The 15,803-nt window shown below is 57.2% G+C and carries 16 protein-coding genes; all 16 read right to left on the bottom strand.

What is annotated here, in order from left to right; genetic code table 11:
* Positions 1 to 144: 144 nt before the first annotated feature.
* On the bottom strand, positions 145 to 1,347 hold the full coding sequence (locus ACZ46I_RS07630) for a tetratricopeptide repeat protein (protein ID WP_464280418.1): 1,203 nt from the start codon (positions 1,345 to 1,347) through the stop codon (positions 145 to 147).
* A 10-nt stretch (positions 1,348 to 1,357) separates the two neighbouring features.
* Positions 1,358 to 2,014, bottom strand: a complete 657-nt coding sequence (locus tag ACZ46I_RS07625) for an energy transducer TonB (protein WP_013506533.1) — start codon at positions 2,012 to 2,014, stop codon at positions 1,358 to 1,360.
* Positions 2,011 to 2,418 (bottom strand): ExbD/TolR family protein, encoded by a 408-nt coding sequence (locus ACZ46I_RS07620; RefSeq protein ID WP_013506534.1) that lies wholly within the window; start codon positions 2,416 to 2,418, stop codon positions 2,011 to 2,013. Before ACZ46I_RS07620 ends, ACZ46I_RS07625 begins: the two co-directional genes overlap by 4 nt.
* Entirely contained in the window at positions 2,415 to 3,041 is a 627-nt protein-coding gene (locus ACZ46I_RS07615; RefSeq protein WP_013506535.1) for a MotA/TolQ/ExbB proton channel family protein, read from the bottom strand. The genes ACZ46I_RS07620 and ACZ46I_RS07615 overlap by 4 nt, the downstream gene beginning before the upstream one ends.
* Positions 3,034 to 4,401 carry a MotA/TolQ/ExbB proton channel family protein gene (locus ACZ46I_RS07610; protein WP_464280417.1) on the bottom strand — a complete coding sequence of 456 codons (1,368 nt, stop codon included), beginning with the start codon at positions 4,399 to 4,401 and terminating at the stop codon, positions 3,034 to 3,036. Before ACZ46I_RS07610 ends, ACZ46I_RS07615 begins: the two co-directional genes overlap by 8 nt.
* Positions 4,398 to 5,141, bottom strand: a complete 744-nt coding sequence (locus ACZ46I_RS07605) for a DUF3450 domain-containing protein (RefSeq protein WP_226507836.1) — start codon at positions 5,139 to 5,141, stop codon at positions 4,398 to 4,400. Before ACZ46I_RS07605 ends, ACZ46I_RS07610 begins: the two co-directional genes overlap by 4 nt.
* Positions 5,142 to 5,343: 202 nt before the next feature.
* Positions 5,344 to 5,535, bottom strand: a complete 192-nt coding sequence (locus ACZ46I_RS07600) for a Com family DNA-binding transcriptional regulator (RefSeq protein WP_226507837.1) — start codon at positions 5,533 to 5,535, stop codon at positions 5,344 to 5,346.
* Positions 5,536 to 5,683: 148 nt separating this feature from the next.
* Complete coding sequence (locus ACZ46I_RS07595; RefSeq protein WP_464280416.1) at positions 5,684 to 6,964, bottom strand: Y-family DNA polymerase; 1,281 nt, start codon at positions 6,962 to 6,964, stop codon at positions 5,684 to 5,686.
* Positions 6,961 to 7,389, bottom strand: a complete 429-nt coding sequence (gene umuD, locus ACZ46I_RS07590) for a translesion error-prone DNA polymerase V autoproteolytic subunit (protein ID WP_041726036.1) — start codon at positions 7,387 to 7,389, stop codon at positions 6,961 to 6,963. Before umuD ends, ACZ46I_RS07595 begins: the two co-directional genes overlap by 4 nt.
* Before the next feature lie 349 nt (positions 7,390 to 7,738).
* Positions 7,739 to 9,109 (bottom strand): group II intron reverse transcriptase/maturase, encoded by a 1,371-nt coding sequence (gene ltrA / locus ACZ46I_RS07585; RefSeq protein ID WP_464280415.1) that lies wholly within the window; start codon positions 9,107 to 9,109, stop codon positions 7,739 to 7,741.
* 1,333 nt (positions 9,110 to 10,442) lie between these two features.
* Positions 10,443 to 10,865: an Hsp20/alpha crystallin family protein gene (locus tag ACZ46I_RS07580; protein WP_013506541.1), complete on the bottom strand. Its 423-nt coding sequence runs from the start codon at positions 10,863 to 10,865 to the stop codon at positions 10,443 to 10,445.
* A 9-nt stretch (positions 10,866 to 10,874) separates the two neighbouring features.
* Entirely contained in the window at positions 10,875 to 11,321 is a 447-nt protein-coding gene (locus ACZ46I_RS07575; RefSeq protein WP_013506542.1) for an Hsp20/alpha crystallin family protein, read from the bottom strand.
* Positions 11,322 to 11,498: 177 nt separating this feature from the next.
* Entirely contained in the window at positions 11,499 to 13,709 is a 2,211-nt protein-coding gene (locus ACZ46I_RS07570) for a thiamine pyrophosphate-dependent enzyme (RefSeq protein ID WP_013506543.1), read from the bottom strand.
* A gap of 26 nt (positions 13,710 to 13,735) precedes the next feature.
* Positions 13,736 to 14,716, bottom strand: coding sequence for a 2-oxoacid:acceptor oxidoreductase family protein (locus ACZ46I_RS07565; RefSeq protein WP_464280414.1), 981 nt, complete (start codon positions 14,714 to 14,716; stop codon positions 13,736 to 13,738).
* Positions 14,717 to 14,835: 119 nt separating this feature from the next.
* Positions 14,836 to 15,462, bottom strand: a complete 627-nt coding sequence (locus ACZ46I_RS07560) for a recombination mediator RecR (protein ID WP_464280413.1) — start codon at positions 15,460 to 15,462, stop codon at positions 14,836 to 14,838.
* Positions 15,463 to 15,467: 5 nt separating this feature from the next.
* Positions 15,468 to 15,797: a YbaB/EbfC family nucleoid-associated protein gene (locus tag ACZ46I_RS07555; RefSeq protein ID WP_013506546.1), complete on the bottom strand. Its 330-nt coding sequence runs from the start codon at positions 15,795 to 15,797 to the stop codon at positions 15,468 to 15,470.
* Positions 15,798 to 15,803: the final 6 nt, after the last annotated feature.

Genomic DNA, 15,803 nt, shown 5'->3' with positions numbered 1-15,803 from the left:
TCAACCACGGAACACACGGAAAGGCACGGAAGAAAGCCAGAAACATCAAAACAATTTCTCCCAAAATGCTTATTCATCTCCCTTCCCCTTTCCGTGTCCTTCCGCGTATTCCGTGGTTGTGAGTGAAGCTGTCTTACTCCAGGGTCAGCCTGGATGCTTCAGATACTCCAGCCAGTTTTCCGCCTGCCTGCGCACTTCCTCATAGGCTCGCGCTTCGACAAAGGCGTGCTGGGCTTCCTCCACGGCGCCATGCGAGTAGGCGGCCATGCCCAGGAGCAGCAGAGCTTCCGCCCGGGTGCGGCCTTTGTCACTTTTCGCGGCGGTTTTGAGGTGGGGCAGGGCCGCGTGGTGGTCCTCGTTCTGCAGCAGCAGGCGGCCCAGGCGCAGGCTTACATCGTGGTCTGCACCGGCTTTCAACGCCTGTTCGTAGGTATGAATGGCCAGCCCGATCTCCCGGGAGCGCAGCCAGATTTCCGCCAGCATTTCGTAGTGACGGGCAGTGTCTTCCACGGTGCCCTTGTGCATGGCTTCGCGCAGAACCCGCGCCGCCTTGTGGGGAACGCCGGCGTGCAGGAAGAGCTGGGCCATGTAGGTCAGGTCGCTGGAGTCCTCCAGCAGTCCGTTATGGTAGGCAGCGGCCAGGGTGGCTGTGGCGCGACGGTGCCGCTCCTGCTGCAGGTGGACAGATGCCAGCTGCATCCAGAAGGTCTTCTGTTCGGGGTAGTCTTTGATGGCGCGGGGCAGCCACTGTTCCAGGGCACGGAAGTCATCGGTGGCCTGCAGGGCCGCCACCAGTATCTGATACCAGCTCTGCTGTGGCTCATCCACGCGGGAAATGGCGCCCTGCATAAGGGTGGCGGCATCGCGATGGTTCCCGGCACTCAGGTAGATCCAGGCGGCTTGTACCTGCTGTGTCGGCGTGGGGTCGGCATACTCGGCGAGCCACTTTCCAATGCGTTCCACCGCCTCGCTGGAGCGCTCCAGCACCAGCAGCAGCTGGGCGGTGTTATAGAGCACCTGCTGGCTGCTCTCGGCGTCCAGGGCTTCGGTGTCCAGGGCCTTCTCGTAGGCATGCAGGGCTTTATCATGCTGATCCAGTTCACTGAAGACATAGCCGCGCATCTGCCAGGCGGTGGCCTGGGCATAGGGTTCACGGCCAAAACGCTGGATCATGCGATCCAGGCGCTCACCGGCTTCCAGCCACTGGGACTCCTGCAGCAGCTCATGGACTTCGGTAAGGGCTTCATAGGCCATGGGAGAAATGGTGCTGGCCTGCACCGGCAACACACTGGCCAGTGTCAGCAGCAGGCACGCCAGAAGGCTCTGGGAGATTTTCCGTCTGCACATACTCATCACCTCACTGATCGAGACTGAAGTTAATGGTTATGGTGGCGTGGGCGGCCACGGCTTCACCGGCTATGGTCTGGGGAGCAAAGCGCCAGCGGCTCAGGGCCCGCCGGGCTTCGTGATCAAAAATGCCCCGGCGCGGGCTGGCCTCCAGCACCTGAATATCACGCACACTGCCGTCGGGATTGATGACAAAGCTCAGTCGAACCCAGCCGGAGATGCCCTCCATCAGGGCGCGGCGCGGATACATGGGCTGCACCTGGGAGAGGGGGGTCATGGGCTGGGAGTAGGCCACCAGTCCGTCCATGCCGGTGGCCATCACGGGGATGCCGGTCATGGAGAGATTGGGGCGAAAATCCGGGGTGGGGGTCTTCATCTGTGGTGCGCGCAGCATCGGCGATGGTGCCTGCATGGACTCCATGCGCGGGGTGGGCTTCGGCGGCTCCGGCGGTCGCGGGCGACGGCGCTCCCGTTGCTGCACCGGGGTCGGGGCTTCGTCAATCCGGATGAAGTTCATCACCATGCGCTGACGGGCAGCATCCAGTTCACCGGCACTGCCACTGATCATGGCGTTCATGAGCCAGAACAGCCCAAGGGCCACGGCACCACCACAGGCAATGGCTACCAGATGCCGTACCAGCGCGGGACTCATGAAAAAATGGCTCATGGACGGCTCGCTGCTATGGCGACGTCAAGGACTCCGGCTAGGCGAACCTGATCCATCACTTCCACCAGAATACCGGTGCGGGAGGATGCATCGGCCTGAATCACCACGGCCCCTTCGGGATTTTCGGCCCGCAGGCGCTCCACATTGGCGCGCACGGCCCGCAGATCCACCTGGCGCTGATCGATCCAGATATCTCCGTTTTCAGAGACGGCGATCATGATATTGGCCCGTTCCTGGCGCTCTGCGGTGGCGGCGGCGGGACGGCTTACCTCAATGCCGGCTTCCTTGACAAAGGAGGTGGTCACGATAAAGAAGATGAGCATGATGAAGACCACATCCATCATGGAAGTCATATCGATTTCGGCTGAACTGTTTTCGGTTATCCGCTGTCGGCGTCGTCTCATGGTGTTTCCTGCTCCGGCAGCCCGGCAGCTGCCTTGCGTGTTTTCCATCGGTTCCAGAGGGTGGTTATCCAGTGGGGCTGAAGATCGGGCATGGCGCAGGTACGCCCGAGGCAGCGTGAAAGCACGTCGGCGGCCTGGCGGGCCCGGGATTCACTGCTGCGTCCCAGGTCAATGCTGAAAAAGAGCCCGGAAAGCGCCACCACCAAGCCACTCATGGTGGGCAGCGTTGCCATGGAAACCCCGGTGGCAATGGCCCGGGGGTTGCCGGTGCCGCTGTATTCCAGGACTTCAAAGACCTGAATCATGCCAACAACCGTGCCAAGCAGCCCCAACAAGGGGCACATGGCAATAAAGGTGCGGATGAGGAACAGCGAGGCACCCAACTGCTGGCGCAGGCGCGAGATCTCCATCTGCTGAAGCTTCCTGGCCAGCCAGAGGTCGCTGACCGGCGGGTGCTCCCAGCGCTGCAGCAGGGTGGCGAACTCACGGGGGAAAACCCGCCAGTGGTACCAGTAGCGCTCAATGATGAGCGCCCACATGGCAATGGCAACGATGAGTATGGCCCAGAGCACCTGACCTCCGGCGTGGAAGAAATTGCCGATATCGTAAAGGATCTCAGGCATGGGCCTCTCCGCGACCTCTGGCCATATGCATGGCCAGAAGTCCGGCACCCTGTTCTTCCATGGTGTTGATCAGGGCGCGGCTTTTGGCCGTGGCCAGGTTATGCAGGAAGAGCAGGGGTATCGCCACCACCAGGCCAAGGGCGGTGGTCACCAGGGCCTGGGAGATACCACCGGCCATCAGCTGGGGATCGCCCGTACCGAAGAGGGTGATGGCCTGGAAGGTCTCAATCATGCCCACCACGGTACCCAGCAGCCCCAGAAGCGGGGCAACGGCCGCGAGGATTTTGATGGTGGTCAGCCCCCACTCCAGGCGGGGTACTTCCCGCAGAATCTCCTCGTCCAGGCGCAGTTCCATGGTTTCCACGTCGGTTTCACGGTTCTCTTCATAGAGGGCCAGGATGCGGCCCAGGGGATTGTTGGGATGGATATCGTCGCGGTGTTCCATCTGGTGGCTGATGCGTCGTCCCATGATGTGCAGCCAGGTATAACGCAGCGCGAACATACCCAGGCCGAAAGCGCCCAGTACCAGGATGATCACCCCGATAGCCCGACCCTGGCGAACGCGTTCGGTCAGGGAGGGTGACTGCACCAGCTGGGAGAGGATGGCCCCCCGGGAAGGGTCAACGGCAAAGGCGAAGGTCTGGCCGGGCTGGCCGTTTTCCAGGCGGCTGGCCATGCGAAGGTAACGGTTCTGTGGCTGACGGGGCAGCTCCACAAACTGGTTCCGCCCCTCCACATGGGTCAGGTACCTGCCATTGGCAATGGCGTTAAAGGCACCAACACGCAGTACTTCGCCGGGCTGACGATGACCGTCGGGACTGACGATTTCGCTGGCAAAGGAGACCACTTTGCCGGAGTCGGCCATCTCCTGCAGCATCAGCAGCCACATGCGCTCTATCTGGGCGATGGAGGGCAGGGTACGGCTGTTGCTCAGGCGTCGCAGATACTCCAGATCATCGTGACGATTGGCCATGGCCAGGGACGAGAGGAACTGAGCGTGGAAATCGCCGGCATTCTGGCGCACCACACCGAAGATCTCACCCAGATTCCCCTGCTGCTCCCGCAGCGCTTCTTCCAGGGTGATCAGCCGGGCTTCATTGGCGTCATACACGCCTGCCAAGCGCTCCTGTCGTTGCTGTTCACGGGCCAGGCGTTCCCTGGCCTGGGCCACCTGCTGCCGGGCAGCGTTCAGATCGCGGGAGAATTCCTGCTCGCGCTCGCGGTTGATGTCTCGTTCAGAAAGGGACTGCTGCTGCACCTGGCGCAGAAAATCATCGATGCTGGTACGCACAACAGCTTCCTCAGCGCTGGATACGCCCATCAGCAGCATCACGATCAACACAAGTATTCCATACCTCATGGCTGCACCTCGCTCAACAGAACTGGCAGCTCAATGAGCTGGGGAGCGCTCTGACGGCTGGCCATACGGATGCCCTGGCGGATGGCGCGATGGTAGTCGCGGTCCAGCGGCACCCATTCATGGCGCTGGGGGTGCCAATAGCCGCTTTCGCGCCGGTCGATGGTCTGATAGACCAGGGCCAGACGGCCGACACGCAAAAATTCTACGCTGCGCACAGACCCATCAAGCTCCAGTTCTCCCTGATAGCTTTCAATGGTACGCCCGTACTCGGACTCTTTCTGGTAGGCTTCCATGATCTGACGGAATTTGGAGGGAGTCTCCACATTGGCGCGCTTCATGAGGGCGTGCAGCCCCAGCACCCGCTCGCGGCGCTCCGCCAGCAGAAAGGGGAGATCGCGCTCCACATAACCATCAAGCGCGTCAAGCATGCGCAGCATGAGGGGCACAATCTCCCGCTGGGTCACCTGTATGTCTTCAATCTGACGCTCCAGGGAGGCAATCTCCTCCTCCTGGGAGCCAATCATCTGCTCAAGGTTCTCATTATAGGCCTGCAGGCTGTCGGCCTGACGCTGCAGGTCGCGATACTCCCGCAGAAGACGGGTTGCCTCGTCATCCATGGCTTCAACACGCACCTGGGATTCCTGGCCCTGCTGCAGGCTCCGCTCCTCGACTTCCACGACGGAGTCGGCAGCCAACAGGGGCAACGACAGCAGCAACACGGGAAAACAGACTCTGATCATCTGGGAAATGCTTTTTTGATGACTCCGGACAACTTGCTGGAATGACACACTCAATCCCTTCCTCTTCCAGAAATGCGAAAAATCCGAACTCACGTGACCACCTCACGGCAGCACAGTCCGGTTCCGCAGATATTCGGTGTTACAGGTCAGGGATTTGAAATCCTCGCAAAAAAAGGCGCTTGAAGCGCTCGGAGCCCAGGGACTACTTACTGTCGGCAGCGTTTATGGAGTAATCGAAATGCTGTACTGATCGGCACTTCGGACACTTCACCTCGACAGAGATAACACTGCCTTTAAAGAGCAGGCGATTACAACGCTTACAGCGTACTTCATGCAAAGCCTGCCCTTCCCGACAACAGGACGGAACAACATCAGCTGGTGCTGCTTTACTCATGGGAACCCCACAGACAATGCGGTAAGCGATAATAAAGATTCTTAAAATGCCCTGATTTTTACTGTACCTTCGCAAAGATGTCAAGAATTAACTTACTTCAGCCTAACTCTTATCTCACAGGTTAACAATAGGAGGTCGGCACGGAAGGCTACTTGGCCTGGGCTTTCGGAATGTCAGCCCAGCGGGTGGTGCTGGCGGGAGAGACGTGTTCGCGACGCATGTGCCGATCCATGCCCGCACCCTTGGCGGCAAACCAGATATGCTCGCCGCGACGGTTGATGTGATCCAGGGCTGCCATGAGCGACTGGCTTCTGCTGCGCGCCTCGGCATCTTCAAAGAGGCCGTGCTGATAGCTTGCCTGGGGTTGTAGTTCCGCCAGCCACACCCCGGCTTTCACATACTGGTACCTGTCTTTCCAGATGGCACGCAGCAGCGCCAGCGAACGCTCAAGGATATGACGGGTATCAGCGGTGGGATGGAGCAGCTCTCCTGTAGCGCTGTTACTGTACTGGGGTACGTGTGAATTATGGTGATTGGTGCGAACGAATACACTGACAACGCCAGCCAGCAGCCCCTCTTCCCGCAGCTTTTCTGCGGCGCGACTGGCGTATTCCGACACAGCCAGTTCCAGCGACTCCAGATTGGTCACCGGTGAACCAAATGATCGCGAACAGAGTACCTGCCTGCGGGTAGCGCGAACATCGGTCAGCTCGTAGCAGCTGACACCATTGAGTTCATGAACCGCGCGGGAAACCGTAATGGAAAAGCGTTTACGCATCTGAACGGGATCGGCACAGGCCAGCTGCCAGGCTGTCTCTATTCCCGTCACTTCCAGTTTGCGGCTGGTACGCCGTCCCACATTCCACACATCCGAAGCCGCTACCAGTTTCAGCAGTTTATGTTGACGCTCAGGATCGCGCAGGTCGACTACTCCACCAGTCGCCGGATACTTCTTGGCGGCAAGGTTAGCCAGCTTGGCAAGGGTTTTCGTGGGCGCGATACCGATACTGACCTGAATACCCGTATGCCTGGCAACCGTCTGCTGAATATGCCGGGCAAACGCTTCGCCCCGGGCGCCTGCGCCCATGGAGGAAAAGTCGAGAAACGCTTCGTCGATGGAGTAGATCTCCATGGCATCGGCAAAGGACTCAAGTGTCGCCATCACCCGTGAGGAGATATCGGCATAGAGGGTGTAGTTCGAGGAGAAAACCACCACATTTTCCCGCTCGATAATGTGGCGGATCTGATAGGCAGGCACGGCCATGCCTATGCCCAGCGCCTTGGCCTCGGCACTGCGGGAAACCACACAGCCATCATTGTTGGAGAGAACAATCACCGGTCGCTGCCGCAGATCAGGGCGAAAGAGGCGCTCGCAGCTGACATAGAAGTTATTGCAGTCGACAAGGGCAAAGGTGTGGGGAGCCGTCATCGAAAACAGCGGATGGAGTGAATGACCACGCCGAAAACCTCCAGCTCCGACTCGTCATGCAGCTCCAGGGGAGGGTAATCGGGATTCATGGCTTCCAGGCGGACCTGACCCTGCAGGCGCAGTCTCTTGACCAGAAGCTCACCGTGCAGGCAGGCGATGATGATATCGCCATCCGCCGCTTCCAGGGATCGGTCAACAATGAGAATATCGCCGGAAAAAATCCCCGCGCCAATCATGGAATCGCCATCGGCCCGTACAAAATAGGTGGCGGCAGGGTGACGAATACACAGTTCGTTGAGATCCAGGCTGCGATCCACATAGTCACGGGCCGGGGAGGGGAAGCCGGCAGAAACCCCTTCGACAAACAAAGGGATGGGAGGCGGAGCACCTCGTTCCGGGCACGCGCCGAGCACGGTAACTGACATGGGTTCCTTCCTTGCAAACAGGCATAGAGAGGCAGCATCGTACCACATTCTTCCATATCCGGCACCCATACGAAAACTCCTGCCAGTTTTCGATACAAGTCACTCAACTTTCGCATCTTGTTGTCTTGAGTTAAGCTGTTATTATAATGGTGTTTATCTCGCGGAAACCGTATTGATTTTGAATGCTTGACTTATCTGGTATTCCATTTTTCGTCTCCGGATATTGTCCTTTTTGACCGCGGTAGAGTAGAGAGCAGGTTTCACCCTGCTCCCCCTCCTCAAACCGGACGTGCGGATTTCCCGCATCCGGCTTTCCTGCTGTCTTCACATCAAAGCACACACAGGCAGTTCAGCGTCTGAGCTGCAGTAATCCCAGATCATTATAGATATGGTCATACAGGCTCTTACCTGCCGGTGGACGGTAGGCTCGCTGGCTGCGACGTCTGAAGTGTCTGGCGAGTGTACGCTGCACATACCAGTTCATGCTCCTGAATTTCTCTGTCGGATATCCATACCGGAAGTAGTTCAACCAGCCCAGCAGTGAGCGGTTCAGCTCTCCTATCAGGATCGGTGCGGGTATCCATGAGGTCTTCTTGCTTAGTTTCCCCTTGACGCTCTCACGCATGCGCTGACACGACTTCTTGCTCGGCTCAATGTGGACGTAGCGTTTGCCGCTGCCAAAGAAGCGATCAAGGTTACGTCTGACAGTGAAGCCAAGGAAGTCGAAGCTCTCACTGGGCCTGATGAGGTCAGTTATTTTGGTCTTTGCCCGATTGAGGGTCAGTCCAAAACGTCCTTCAAGCATCTGCTCTACCCAGTTGATAAGGCGGCGTTCCTGATGGCGGGCAAGGATGACAAGATCGTCAGCATACCGTACCAGTGTCGCCTTGGCAAAGCTGCCAGGGCCACTGCTGCCATAGAAAGCACGGTCGAACCAGTGCAGGTAGATGTTGGCAAGCAGGGGGGAGATGACTCCTCCCTGCGGGGTGCCTTTGTCTGGCTTGCGGTTGCGCGGCGGATTGTGTTTGTCGCCAGGCTCCTGGATAGGGGCTCTGAGCCACTGCCGGATCAGGCGCAGCACACTGCCATCGCTGATGCGTTGTTCCACGGCTTTCATCAGCTTGTCGTGGGGGATACTGTCGAAGTAACCCTGCAAATCAGCTTCGTAGACTTCCAGCTTTCCTTCGCTGAGGCCTTTGCGCACTTGGTCCATGGCTCCATGGGCGCTGCGCCCGGGACGATATCCATGGGAGCAGTCGAGAAAATCGGCTTCGAAGATGGGTTCAAGAATCAGTTTGGCGGCAGTTTGTACAACTCGATCTCTGACGGTGGGAATGCCAAGGGGACGGGTTTTCCCGTTCGATTTGGGGATTTCCACTCGTCGCACGGCTTGGGGTTTGTAGGTGCGATTTATCAGGCTTTGACGGATTTCCTCCACAAAGCCTTCCGCGCCTTCTGGGCGGCGGAGTATATCTTCTATACTCACACCATCCACCCCTGGTGCTCCGGCGTTAGCGCGCACCAAGGCCCAGGCGGCCCCAAGGACGTCGGCCCGGTAGATTCGGTCATACAGAGCATAGAACCGAAAACCAGGCTCCTGTTTCGCTTTGGCGTAGAGCTGCTTCTTCAGAGCAAAGACTTTGACTGGCAGGTTGTGGCGGTTTTCCATTACGGGTACTCCCGCTTCTGCCAGGTTTGTAGTGGAATGAGATTCACTCAAGCAAACGTCTCCTTTCTGAAAACTCAGCGTGACAACAGTAAGGCCCCTTCGCTCCACCAGCATTACCCGGCTTCAACACTATTATGGGCCTCTCCGACTCCCGCACAGCAGGGATACAGGGTTATGTATTTCCATGCACCCTTGCGGTTACGATCCGCAGCTGGGCGGGTCTCCCAGGTTCCTGACCAATCTGTCGGTACGCGCTGCCTCCAACCACCCCGAAGAGTCCAGTGCATGCATCTGTCTGTTGCTTCTGCACCGATTATAGGCTTCACCCTTTTTGGGAGGTTGACCACTCTCACTTATGCCTAACGAGGCCGAATCGAGTTCACTTGCGTTGCGGCTCGCACCTTCGCAGTTACGGGGCTTCGTGCAGAAGATTACTCCGATACACGCCCGGCTGCTACAGAGTCAAACAGACAATTACTCTGGTAAACTCCTCTCAGCTTACAAGATTGGCCAGACTTAGCCTGGCGCACCAAAAAGGACACAAAAACGCGCCCCCCGAACGCCCGTTTTTCCGGCTCGTTTGCTCACCTGTTCTGGAGATCCGGCAGCAGGCTGCTCAAAGAGGCCCATCTGCTGCGTTGCCGGTCATCGCTCGTCACTGCGACGTACAGGGAGTACGCCTTGCTCCTCGCTTTGCCCGCGCCTTGCACCTGGGCCTCTTTGCGTTGCCTGACCCCTGCATCCCTGCAGTGCTGCCGGACCACCTGCTTCCTGCAGGTGTCCCGTTCGGGTCTTGCCAGCCAGGCGTCGCACTTACCGGACGGGCTCAGGGGGGAACGGTCTGCTTCTGCATCTCCCCCGTGTTCTTTCCCAGCCAGGACGCACCAACTGTCAGGCTGCTGAAAAGCCTCATCTGCGGCGTTGCTCACAAGTGCTCGTCGCTGCGACGTACAGGAAGTACGCCTCACTCCTCACCTTGCTTGCGCCTTGCACCTGAGAGCTTTTCAATTGCCTGTATAACGCTATGGACCCGCAGGGTTGCCGCCACGACGGCGGCAACCGCAAACCAAAAGCCAGGGAAGGCGGTTGTTTGCGGTCCCCAGTTCCAGGCAAGCGGACGGCTGAAAAGGACAGCACTGGGGGCCGCTTCCCAGCCACTTTTTGCGGGTAAAAAGTGGCAAAAGAAACTCGTATATATGGTGAGGATAATGTCAAGCGACGCAGTCTGTGTAGAACAATTTCGGCCATTGCAGCGTGACATCAGGGTCAGCGCTGACAACCTGCCGTTTCGGGGATGCGAAACTTCAGAAGTCACTTATCGGACAAAGCGTATCCGGAAAGCCTGCTCTCCAGATACGCTTGTAAAGTACCATAGCGACATGTGTCAGCTGATATCAATACGGCGGGGAAGTTTGTTCTGATCCACCGGGATGCTGATCCTGAGAACCCCATTCTCAAGGGAAGCGCTCAGTTTCTCCTCATCCACCTCGGGTGGCAGCACAAAGCTGCGCTGAATCTGGCCAAAGTAACTTTCCATGCGGTAGTAGTCCTTCTCCAGATGCTCACGGCTCATGGAGCGCTCTGCCTTGAGCAGGAGCACTCCGCTGTCGACGCTCAGGGTAATGTCGTCTTTCCTGACTCCGGGCAGATCAACACTGATGGTGTAGGCTGCCTGGTCTTCGCGGGTATTTGCTGGCGGAGTATGCCCCAGAAAAGAGCTCACCGCCGGGCGTATTTTCTGCATGCCTTTGCGAACAAAGTCCTCAACGCGGGTTTCCAGTTCGCGGGCTTTTTCAATCCATCCCATGGCGACTCCTCACTGAATGGGTACCTGTCTGGGTTGACTGCTCCCGGTCAGGGCGCGTTTCGGAATAGTGACATTCAGCACTCCGTCATGGTAGCTGGCCTGCACGTTCTCCACATCAATGTCACCGGGAAGGGTGAAGCTGCGCTGAAACTTCCCGAAGGAGCTTTCCTGATGGATGTACCCTTCAGATTCCTCGCGCTTCTCTTCACGGCGTTCACCGCTGATGCGCAGCACATTTCCCGCCACATCGATGGTGACATCTTCTTTGGGAACTCCCGGCAGGTCTACCTCTACGACGTAACCCTGCTCATCCTCACGGGTGTTGACAGACGGGGCAAAGAATGGCGATTCTTTGCTGCCTGAACCGGCTTTCCCCGAAAAGCGATCCAGGAGCTCGCCAAACTGCCGCTCAAACTCGCGCAGGGGGCGCAGGGGATCAAGTGGTGATGGCAACATGGTTCACACCTCCTCTTGCACTATGGTTGATCTAAGAGCTTGCTCAAATACCTCACAACACGCAGGCAAAGGTAAGTATAAGCGCCCACCCCTGAAATTCAAGGGCCACCTGGTGTCAAAAAAAATCCCGGTTCTGCCAGAGCAGAACCGGGATAAAAAGGGAATTTCCCATAAGGATCAGAGCAGTGGATGCTCGTTCATGGCAATCAGGCGCTCCCAGCGACGATCAACTTCCTTCTGAACCTCTTCAACAACCGGCTTGGCCTCCGGTTTATTGAGGTGGCTGGTGGCTTTCCCCATCAGTTTGAGGGCGTCGCCAACGGGGATCTTTTTGTCCTTGGGATCGTAGTTGAGCTTGGTGATCCCATGGTCAATTTCATAGAGGGGGAAGAGGCAACTGTCCAGCATGGCCTGGGTAATGGCAGGTCCGCTGTCATCGGCAGTAACCCAGTTCAGAGGGCATACGGAGAATGCCTTGATAAAGGCCATTCCGCCATCGCGAACTGTCTGCTGTGCCTTGCGGGCCTTCTGGACGGCATCGACGGGGTTGGTTTCCGCGATGGTCGCCATGTAAGGCATATGGGTACCGCGCATGATTTCGACGATGTCCTTGTGGTGAAACTGCTTGCCAATATACTTTTTACCCACCTGGGAAGTGGTGGAGAGCATACCCTTGAAGCCGGTGTAGCACATCTGGGCACCGGTGTTGGCGTATACCTTGTTATCATACTCGATGTAGATAAAGGGCGTGTTGCGCAGAGCCGCGCCCAGGATCTGATCCATACCGATGTCGGAAGCTCCGTCACCACCAACGGCGATAACCGTGATTTCACGATCCTGCAGACCTTTTTCCTTGAGCCAGCGGTAGTGCTCAACAATACCGGTGGCCGTGGATGCCGCGTTGTGGAAGAGAGAGTGGACATAGGGAACCTTGAAGGAGGTACCGGGATAGCCGGTGGTAACAACCATGCCGCAGCCGGTGGCAAAGGTCAGGATCACGGCGCCGTCAATGCCCTTGAGGAACATCTCCAGGTTGGTGAATATACCGCAGCCAGGGCAGCTGGACATCTTCTCGATACGGGTAGGCATATCGGAGGCCAGCTTCTTCAGGGTGTTGATATCAACTTTTTCGTATTTTTCATTCTGGGTGTACTGCTCCAGAGCGGGCAGTTTCACCTTTTCCGCTGCAGGAGGTGTGGCTTCGCCATCCCAGTGCTGGTAGTAGTCAAACACGGGAACGCTGGCGTCACCGGCATTGGCTTTTTCCAGCTGATCCATAACCGCCAGGGCGTCACGGTGAATGAAATTCAAGCCGCCCAATCCGAAAACGCGGTTGAGAATTTTCACCTGATTGCCCGCCTGCTGAGCAGTGGCGGCAACTTCTGTGGCCAGGTAGGACATGGTGGCGCCGTACATATGGGCGCGCTCTGCAACCAGCAGGGTCTTGATGTTCTTCAGGGCTCCGACCACTTCCTTCACGGGGAAGGGGCGCAGAACGTTGAAGCTGATCAGACCGATGTTTTCCTTGCCCTCTTTCTTGCGCAGTTCAATGGCGTCCTTGGTGGACTCAGCGGCGCTGTTGAGGAGCATCATGGCGCTGTCGGCCTTTTCCAGGCCCATGGTGTCCAGGAAGCCGTACTTGCGGCCAAACTTGGCTTCAAACTCGGCGAAGAGGCCGGGAAGCGCTTCGTAGGCTTCCTGCATGGCCAGGTGCAGCTGGTATTTGTTGTTGATGATGTCGTCGTTCATGTAAGGGCCGAAGGTGCGGGGCTCTTCCACGTCCAGACAGGTGGGGCGCTTGGGCTTGGGACCGATGAAGCTGGTGACATCCTTTTTGTCCTTGGCAATCAGCACGCGACGGTTGCCGTGGGAAGTGTGAAAGCCGTCATAGGCAACGCACACAGGCAGGTTGACTTTTTCAGCCAGTTTCAGGGCTATGATGTTCATGTCATAGACTTCCTGAACGTTCTTGGCCATCAGGATCAGCCAGCCCATGCCCAGCATGGTGGCCAGGTCAGTGTGGTCGTTCTTGATGTTCAGCGGGCCGGATACACAACGAGTGGACAGGTTCAGAACCATGGGAGTACGCGTACCGGAGATAACGGGAATCTGCTCAAGCTTCAGCAGAAGACCATTGGCCGAAGTGACATCAACGGTGCGGGCGCCAGCCAGGGCCGCGCCGTAGCAGATGCCGATGGCGGCAAGCTCTGAGGTGCCGACAACAAAGGAAAGATCCGCTTCACCATTGGCCAGGCGCGTATTGACTTCCTGTCCGGCGTCAGATGAAGGAGTGATGGGATAGTAGCCTTCGAATTCGTATCCGATATGAATAATGGCTTCGGCGACGGCTTCGTTGCCGTTAATTACCTTGGAGATTTGTTCTATCATGCTGTCATTTCCTCCTTAATTTCCGCTCAGAACCAGGTGTGCTTGGTAACGAGATCATGGTGCTCAGCTTCCATACCCTTACTGAGGGCTTTGCCCTTCTTATGGGTAGGACATACCTCAACGCAGCGCAGGCAGCCTTTGCAGTGAGCATAGTTGTAACCAACCATCTTGCTGTCCTTAAAGATGATAGATCCGGGGTCGGCACAGGTGTAGAAGCACTTGGCGCAGTGGATACAGGCCTCGGCGTTGAAGAGGGGAATCAGGCCCTGACGGGTGATCTTCATGTCTTTGCCGTGCAGGGAGAACAGGCGGGTTTCCATGTAGCCACCCTTGTTCTGGTTGCGCCAGCCAATGGGGGTCTCATAGGTCCACTTGCCAGGAACCAGCGGGAATTTGCCGTCAGCGGGGAAGTGCGCCTCCTGCTTGTTGCCCAGAGTCTGCTCGAACGCTTCGATGTTGGACTTCTGAACCTCAGGCTTGGGCCAGGTTTCCTTGATGGTTTTCTCGAAAATATCTTCAGGCAGCTTCAGGGCGTATACCAGTGCGGAGAGCAGTGGCATGTTCAGGCGTGAGCGGGTTTTGGACGCGATGTCCAGCGCGTCGACACAGATGATGGTTCCGCTGTGCAGCTTGAGCTCTTCACGGATCTGGGCGGGGGTGCGCTCCGTGTTGACGATCACGATGGCATTTTCCTGCACACCCTGTATCAGGTTCAGAGGACCGATGAGGTCTTCACGGAATATTACCAGAACGTGAGGACTGTCCGTTGGTCCGGTTTGACGGATGGGAACACCACGCTCACACAGCTTGACGCTGACATCCGTGGGTGTTCCTTTTTTCTCGGAGCCGTATTTGGCGTCAAAAGCGCCGTCCAGCCCCATGTACTCAAGGGCGATTTTAAACAGCATTTTTCCGGCCATATTGGCGCCATCGCCCCCAACTGCCGACATCTTGATGTTACAAAAACCCAATTCGTCGGAATAAGGGAGTGTGAAGTCTTGGCTCATGGTCAGCCCTCCTTAACTTTGTAAATTCACAATGCCATCGTATACGAAGAAATTGTGTTTTGAAACGGATTCCCTTTCACAAGTCGTTTTTCCCCCCTGAACGGAAAAACTCTCCTTTTTTACATGGCATTCAACTGATCGTCAATGGCATTTTTTCTGGCATGAAACGCTTTTTTCAGGATATCAACTGCACAAATGCTCAGTGGAGCGCCTACCGGCAACAGTGAGGAGAAAAAAGTGACCTGCGTGTTTGTTTTTGCACTCAGCACACTTCTTTTCACAAGCTCCATGGTGATGCGAGACTCCGGGGTGTGGGAGGCGGCAATAATCACTTCCGCGACACCCAGCTCCTGAATGCGCTGCGGAAGTGTCTGCAGAAAAAGGTCCTGGGGAGAGCAGTGGGCTACGGGGGACACTTTGCCACCCAGGACGTGGTAGAGGCCTTCATAGACGCCGGCATTCTCAATGGCCACGAGATCGTGGAAGGTCTCCACCACACACAGCTGCCGTCGGTTGCGGGAAGTGTTCCGACAGAGCGGGCAGGGCGAGCTCTCGGCCAGGGTATGACACTCATCACATGCCATCAGACGGTTTTCCAGTTCTTCAAAAGCCCGGACAATGGCCTGTCGCTTCGCGGGGGCCATGGCGGCCACCTCAAGGGCAAATCGCTCAGCGGTCTTCTGACCAATACCCGGAATCTGCGCCAGCCCCTGCGCCAGCAACTCTACACTGGGAAGTGCGTACATGGCGCTTACATGAAGCCGGGCAGCTTCATTCCTCCGGTTACCTTGGACATCTGCTCCTGGGTGTGGGCCGCTGCCTTTTCCTGGGCTTCATTGACTGCGGAGATAATAATATCCTGCAGCATTTCGGGATCCGAGGGATCGATGATATCCGGCGAAATTTCCATGGAGATGATCTTTCCCTTGCCATTGGCGACTACCCGCACCACATCTCCACCAACAGAGACCTCCACGGTCTGCTGTTCCACTTCTTCCTGCAGTTTCATGATCTTCTCCTGCATGGCCTGAGCCTGCTTCATCATGGCCTGCATATTCATACCGCCGCCAAAACCTTTCATGTGATT

Source organism: Desulfurispirillum alkaliphilum, assembly GCF_055378285.1.
The sequence above is the reverse complement of the archived record's forward strand: the minus strand, read 5'-3'. Positions and strand labels throughout refer to the sequence as shown.